Origin of the sequence: Paenibacillus sp. FSL L8-0158, assembly GCF_038592965.1 — a bacterium.
Taxonomy (GTDB): Bacteria; Bacillota; Bacilli; order Paenibacillales; family Paenibacillaceae; genus Paenibacillus; species Paenibacillus polymyxa_D.
This window is the reverse complement of sequence record NZ_CP151949.1, coordinates 5,043,454-5,050,444: the sequence shown is the minus strand read 5'-3', so window position 1 is coordinate 5,050,444 and position 6,991 is coordinate 5,043,454. Positions and strand designations below refer to the sequence as shown.

Sequence of the window (6,991 nt, the reverse complement as noted above, 5' to 3'; positions counted from 1 at the left end):
CAAACGAAAGCGGCGCGCATCCCAAGGAAGACAGCGAACAACGTCCAAGCCCGTAAACGCGCAGGCCGAAAGTAAGTTTTTTCGGACCTGCGCCGGGGCATGCGGTCACTTCATTTTTAGGGGAGGTACGAATGAAATCTTTGTTTGAAAAGGAAGAACGGTACTGGAGCGGCAAGTTTGACGCGGATGACAGCCTGAGCTTCCTTCCCTACAGTCAATCCTCCAAATTATCCGCCGACGGGGAAGCTGCGGCCGAGCCGGGCTTGCTTCACCGTACTCTGCCGAGCGAACTCTCGGAGAGAATCATTTGCCTCGCCAACGGTTCGGATTTGGCTTTGTACATGATTGTTTTGGCAGGAGTAAAAAGCCTGCTGTTCAAATATACCGGGCGGGACCAAGTGCTGGTCGGCATGCCTTCTTATAGCGCAGACCCCGACGGGACTCCGCCGCCGCATGACATCTTGGTGATCAAGACGTCCGTAAGCCGCCAGACTACGCTGAGAACGCTGCTCGGGGGCATCAAAGCCTCCATCGGCGAGGCGCTGGAGCATCAGCACCTGCCTTTTCGGAAAATGGTGGAGCCGCTCCATCTGGACTATACGGGGGACGGCCTCCCGGTCGTCAACACCGTCGCATCCTTCGCCCCGATTCATCCGGAACCGCTGGTTAACCGGGTGTCGGCTGATACGGTTTTTCGCTTCGACCGCCAAAACCACTCCATCGAGATGGAAATAAGCTTTGACGGGCAGCGGTACGAGCGGGCATTTGTGGAACAGGCGGCCGACCATCTTGTTCGGCTGCTGTCCGTGCTTTTATTTCAGCCGGATCTGGAGCTCGGACAAGCCGATGTGCTGTCCCCAGACGAGAGGGAGACGCTGCTGAAGCGATTTAATGACACCGAAACCGAGTTCGAGCGGGGGAAAACGATTTACGGCTTGTTCGAAGAACAGGCGGAGCTTTACCCGGACAACGTGGCCGCCGTCATGAACGAGCGGCAGCTGACCTACCGCGAGCTAAACGAGCGATCCAACCGCCTTGCGCGGAAGCTGCGGGAGACGGGAGTAGAAGCGGACCAGCTGGTAGCGATTCTGGCCGAACGCTCGCTCGATATGGTTGTCGGCATTCTGGCGATTCTCAAAGCGGGCGGAGCATACGTGCCTGTCGATCCCGACTACCCGGAGGAGCGCATCCGCTTCATGATCGAGGATTCGGGCGCGCCGTTATTGCTGATTCAAAAGCATTTGCACGAGAAGACCGACTTCGCAGGAACGCGCCTCGAATTGGACGACTTCGTTTGGGGTGACAGAGGGGCGGACTCCGAAGGTGCGCTGGACGCTTCGAACCTGGAGCCGATTTCCGGGCCGGGCAACCTGGCTTATGTCATCTACACGTCGGGAACGACCGGCAGACCGAAAGGAACGCTAATCGAGCATAAGAACGTCGTGCGCCTCCTGTTCAACGACAAGAACCTGTTCGACTTCGGGTCGTCCGACACGTGGACGCTGTTCCACTCGTTCTGCTTCGATTTCTCCGTCTGGGAAATGTACGGAGCGCTGCTGTACGGAGGCAAGCTGGTCATCGTACCGCCACTCACGGCGAAAAATCCGGCCGATTTCCTGGCGCTGCTGGGCCGCGAACAGGTTACCATTTTGAACCAGACGCCAACGTACTTCTACCAGCTGCTGCGTAAGGTCTTGGCGGACCATCCGTACGATCTGCGGATTCGCAATGTGATCTTTGGGGGCGAAGCGCTGAGTCCGCTGCTGCTCAAGGGCTTCAAGACGAAGTACCCGGAGACGAAGCTGATCAATATGTACGGCATTACCGAGACGACGGTTCACGTTACGTATAAGGAAATCACGTGGGTCGAAATGGAGGCGGCAAAGAGCAATATCGGCAAGCCGATCCCGACGCTGAGCGTGTACGTCCTTGATGAAAACCGCCGCCCTGTGCCGATCGGCGTAGCGGGCGAAATGTACGTGGCCGGGGAAGGCCTTGCGAGAGGATACCTGAACCGCCCGGATCTGACGGCGGAGAAGTTCGTCGATTCCCCGTTTGCGGAGGGGGAGAAACTGTACCGCTCGGGCGACTTGGCGGCTTGGCTGCCGGACGGCAACATCGAATACCTGGGCCGGATCGATCATCAGGTGAAAATCCGCGGGTATCGGATCGAGCTGGACGAAATCGAGACGCAGCTACTGAAGATCGCCGCCGTGCAAGAAGCCAAGGTGCTCGACCGCGACGATGCGAACGGCCAAAAGCAGCTTGTCGCTTACTACGTCGCGGAAACGAGGCTGGCGGCGCATGAACTCAAGGAGGAGCTCGCCAAGCAGCTTCCGGGGTATATGATTCCTTCGCACCTCGTGCAGCTTTCGCGGATGCCGCTGACCCCGAACGGGAAAATTGACCGCAAAGCGCTGCCCGCGCCGGAGGAAGCCGCGGCCGGAGGAGCGGAATATGTCGCGCCGAGAACGCTGCTCGAAATGAAGATCGCCCGCGTCTGGCAGGATACGCTTGGCGTTCCGCAGGTCGGCGTAAAGGATAACTTTTTTGAGTTGGGTGGCAATTCGTTAAGTCTGATGAGGCTCGTTCAAGCCGTTTATGATGAAACGGGCATCGAGATACCGCTGAACCGCCAATTCCACAATGTAACAGTTGAAGCCATGGCTTTCGGCGAGTCGGATCTCGGCCTGGATAAAGGGGGAGACTCCTTCATTAAGCTGAATAAAGCAGGAGATCTGAACGTGTTCTGCTTCCCTCCGGGCAGCGGCTTCGGCATCGGTTACCGAGAGCTCGCAAGCAGGCTCGACGGCCGGTTCGTGCTCTACGGCATTGATTTTATCGACGATGCCGTCGATTACGAGGCCATGCTGAACCGTTATGTGGACGAGATCGTCCGCATCCAGCCGGAAGGACCTTACGTGCTGCTCGGCTACTGCTTCGGAGGCAACCTGACGTTCGAGGTAGCCAAAACGATGGAGAAAAGAGGGTATTCCGTAACGGACGTGCTTATGGTGGACTCGTGGATTAAGGACACGCTGACGCCTTCCGAAACGTCGGAGAAAGAGCTTGAAGAAACGCTTACCGATTTCGACGAAGAAGAGAAGGAATTAATGAGCAACCCGCTCGTGCGGGAGCGGGTTCATCGGAAGGTCAAAGCGACCTTGGCGTACGAAGCGCAGCTTATTAATTCCGGCACGATCCCGGCCAGGATTTACGAACTGATTGCGAAGGACAGCGAAGCGTTCCGCCTGGAGCACCAATTGCCTTCCTGGCGGGGGGCAACGACGCAAGCTTACGCCGATTACCGGCTGGAGGGCGCGCACGAGGAATTGCTGGAACTCGCGCGCGTGGAAGAAACGGCCGACGTCATCCGGGACATCTTAGAGCAAGTCAAGCGGCAGATCGAGGCGGAGGCCGGGGTACTGCATGGAAGCTGACCGCCAGCCGTCTGTTCTAGAACAAGGCACAGCGGCGCCCTCCAAGCGCCAAACCGCTTACGCCGCCTGGAAAGCGTTCCGCTGGCTGATGTCCTATGTAAGCCGTCACAAAGGCTGGATGATCGTCGGTATCTTGTCCGCGATTGCCGCCGCCGTTATTGAGATATGGACGGGAAGTTTGATCGAGCAGCTGACCACCCAGGCCGAGAAGGGGGCGGGGCCAATCGTTCTGCAAATCGTGTACACGGTCTTTGTGGTCATCTTGATCGGTGTGCCGGCGAAGTTTTTCATGAGCTTCGGCGTGGAGCGAAGCAGCGCCTCTGCGGTGCAGGATATCCGCAACCATGTCATGCGTCATATCGGCAAACTCCCGATCTCCTATTTGGAAAAGCAGCACTCCGGCGACGTATTGTCGCGGATCAACAACGACCTGCAGCTCATCCAGCAGTTTATGATTCGGGACCTCGCCCAGTGGTTTTATCATCCGCTGTTGTTCATCGGCTGTTTCGCTTATTTGATCTACCTCCAATGGGAGATGATGCTGTACAGCCTGCTGTTATTTCCCGTAGCGCTGCTGGTTTCCCAATGGATCGGCAAGCAGTTGGAGCGGTTGACGGAGGAAGCCCAGGCGAACATGGGCCGAATGAACGTCAACCTCCAGGATACGCTTGGGGGTATGCCTATTGTAAAAAGCTACCTGCTATCCGGCATGTTATCTCGCTCCTACCAAGTGCTGCTGCAATTGACGGCCCAAAAAAAGCTGGCCGTGAAAAAGCGGGAAGCCTGGGTCAACCCGCTGCTTTCCACGCTGATGATCAGCCCGATCATTTTCGCCGTCAGTTACGGAAGCTATTTGATCTACAAAGGGCAGCTAGGCGCGGGAGAGCTGATCGCCTTCCTGTACTTGCTGAATCTGTGTCTGGAGCCGCTGGAGCATATTCCCGAGCTCATCACGCGGACGTTCGAAATGACCGGTGCCCTGAGAAGGGTCTCCGAAATCGTCGAGCAGCCGACCGAAACGGAAAATGGCCGTTCGCTTCCGAAAACGAGCGCCGCCCCCATCGAGTTTCAGAACGTAACCTTCGGGTATGAGGAGAGATCCCCGATCCTGCGGAATGTTAGCTTCTCGGTGCCGGAAGGGAAGACGATCGCGCTTGTCGGAGCGAGCGGCGGAGGGAAGAGCACGGTGTTTAAGCTTGTATGCGGCTTTTATCCGCTTCCGGAGGACCAGGGCGAGATCCGCGTGTTCGGCAGCCTGATCCACGGCGCCGATCCGGAGCAGCTTCGGTCGCATTTTTCCGTGGTAACCCAGGATTCATATTTGTTTAGCGGCACGATCGCTGAAAATATCGGCTACGGGCGGGAAGTAGCGTCGATGGACGAGATTATCGAAGCCGCCAAAGCCGCTCAGGCGCATTCCTTCATTATGCAACTTCCCGACGGCTACCAGACGTATGTCGGAGAGCGCGGAGGCTTTTTGTCCGGCGGGCAGCGCCAGCGCATTGCAATGGCCCGGGCTTTTCTGAAGGATGCTCCTGTTCTGCTGCTGGACGAGCCAACGTCAGCTCTTGATCCGGAGTCGGAAAGCGCGGTTCAGGAAGCGCTGGGCGTATTGATGAAGCAGAGGACGACGATGGTTATTGCCCACCGGATTTCTACAGTACAAAACGCCGACGAAATTTGGGTCATGGAACAGGGGAGTATTGTTGAAAAGGGCACTCATGAACAATTGCTGAAGATGAAGGGACTGTACGCCCAGTCGTACTATCAGGAATTTACCGAGTCTGCCGAACGCAGGGAGGTGGCGTACACATGAAAAAGGGCGGATGGCTCTCGCAAGTGAAAGAACTCGGCTACTTGCTGATGTTTATGAACCGCAAGCGCAAAACCCAGTACGCCATTGGCCTGGCCGTGACGGCGCTCACCCAGACATTGTTCCTGATCGCCTTCAGCTTGGTCGTACATAACTTGGTTGATTTCGCCGTGTCCCGAGATACGTCCCTGATGGTGGAAGCCTTTATTATTTTGGGCGCGGCCTTGTTCCTGGAAAATGTGATTTCTCCCTGGTTCATTTACTTATACCAGCGCAGTGTCGAGCTGACTGTGCTGAATATCCGCGAACGTCTTTATGACAAGCTGTGCCGGGTGCGGCCGAGATTCCTGGAGCAGACGCACCATGGGGATTTGCTGTCGCGGGTGAACAACGACGTAACGACCGTTGAGTTTACATTCTCGCAGGTTTACTTCGTTTTGCTGCTTCAAGTTGTCTTTTGCATCGGCTCCATTGTCTCCATGGTGTTGATCGATTGGCGGTTTGCCGGCGTATCCTTCGTCATTCTGCTGCTGTCCTCCGTGGTCAGCCTGAAATTTGCGCGGGATATTCGCGCCTTGTCCGAACAAGGCTTGCAAACGCTCGGTAAAATGACCGAAAAATTCAAAGATTTTATGGGCGGCATTCAAATTGTGAAGCTGTTCCGCATCCGCACGATTTACGGCCAGTACGAGGCGTTGAACGAACAAATGACGCAGACGCTTCGGCAAACCGCGCAGAAGAACGGTATGCAGGCTGCGGTGAATCATTTTATCAGCTACGTCACGTTCTGCGGCATCATCGTCATCGGCAGTCTTCTTTATGCCTACGGACTGATGGGAATGGGAAGCGTCGCTGCCCTGGCAGTTCTGCAAGTGAATCTGACGCACGCCTTGTTGAACTTGGGGATGGTTCTGTCGATGACCCAAAATTCGATCGCGGGCGCTCACCGGATTCAAGAGGTACTAAGAGAGGAAGAGGAACCGGAGCGTTTGGGATCTCCTCACAGCGAGCTCGTGTCGGAGGCTGCGGTGGAGTTTCGCGATGTGGAATTTTCCTATCAGGCGGATAAAAAGGTGCTTGTCGACATCTCCATGCAGGTGTTTCCCGGCCAGGTCGCCGCTATCGTAGGGGCCAGCGGCAGCGGCAAAAGTACGCTGATCAAGCTGCTGCTCGGCTTTTATCCTGTGGACAGCGGAGAAATCCTGCTCCAAGGCAAACCGTTCGGCCATTACACGCTGGACGAAATCCGCAGGCAGATTGCATACGTTCCGCAGGAGCCGTTCTTGTTTACCGGCACGATTGAGGAAAACATCCGCTACGGCAACCCGGATGCAACGGATGAAGAAGTGATCGAAGCGGCCAAAGCGGCGTACGCTCACCATTTCATTCAGGAACTTCCTGAACAGTATAAAACGCCGGTGGGAGAGAGAGGAGCGTCGTTGTCGGGCGGACAAAGGCAGCGAATTGCGATCGCCCGGGCGATTCTCAAAAACGCCCCGATTCTGCTGCTGGACGAAGCGACTTCCGCGCTGGATAACGAATCCCAGCATTGGGTACAGCAGGCCCTGAACGTATTGATGAAGGGGCGTACCACCATTCTGATCGCCCACCGTCTCAGCACCGTGGAACATGCGGATTTGATTACCGTCATGAACCAAGGGACGGTCGTCGAGCGGGGCCGCCATCAGGACCTGCTGGCGCTCGGGGGTTATTACGCCCGGCTGTACGGCTAGACCCG

3 protein-coding genes are annotated in these 6,991 nt (G+C 56.4%); all 3 read left to right on the top strand.

All coding sequences use genetic code 11. The annotated features are described in order from the left end of the window. The first annotated feature begins 131 nt into the window (after positions 1 to 131). Genes NSQ68_RS22340 through NSQ68_RS22330 form a run of 3 tightly spaced genes read left to right on the top strand, consistent with a single transcriptional unit; the run spans position 132 to position 6,986 of the window. Complete coding sequence (locus NSQ68_RS22340; protein ID WP_342427220.1) at positions 132 to 3,440, top strand: amino acid adenylation domain-containing protein; 3,309 nt, start codon at positions 132 to 134, stop codon at positions 3,438 to 3,440. Then, on the top strand, positions 3,430 to 5,256 hold the full coding sequence (locus NSQ68_RS22335; protein ID WP_342427219.1) for an ABC transporter ATP-binding protein: 1,827 nt from the start codon (positions 3,430 to 3,432) through the stop codon (positions 5,254 to 5,256). The genes NSQ68_RS22340 and NSQ68_RS22335 overlap by 11 nt, the downstream gene beginning before the upstream one ends. After that, positions 5,253 to 6,986 carry an ABC transporter ATP-binding protein gene (locus NSQ68_RS22330; protein ID WP_254327602.1) on the top strand — a complete coding sequence of 578 codons (1,734 nt, stop codon included), beginning with the start codon at positions 5,253 to 5,255 and terminating at the stop codon, positions 6,984 to 6,986. The genes NSQ68_RS22335 and NSQ68_RS22330 overlap by 4 nt, the downstream gene beginning before the upstream one ends. Positions 6,987 to 6,991: the final 5 nt, after the last annotated feature.

Bases quoted from the DNA above. Each gene is read 5' to 3' on its own strand.
- NSQ68_RS22340 (WP_342427220.1), top strand. From the start codon at position 132: ATGAAATCTTTGTTTGAAAAGGAAGAACGGTACTGGAGCGGCAAGTTT.
- NSQ68_RS22335 (WP_342427219.1), top strand. From the start codon at position 3,430: ATGGAAGCTGACCGCCAGCCGTCTGTTCTAGAACAAGGCACAGCGGCG.
- NSQ68_RS22330 (WP_254327602.1), top strand. From the start codon at position 5,253: ATGAAAAAGGGCGGATGGCTCTCGCAAGTGAAAGAACTCGGCTACTTG.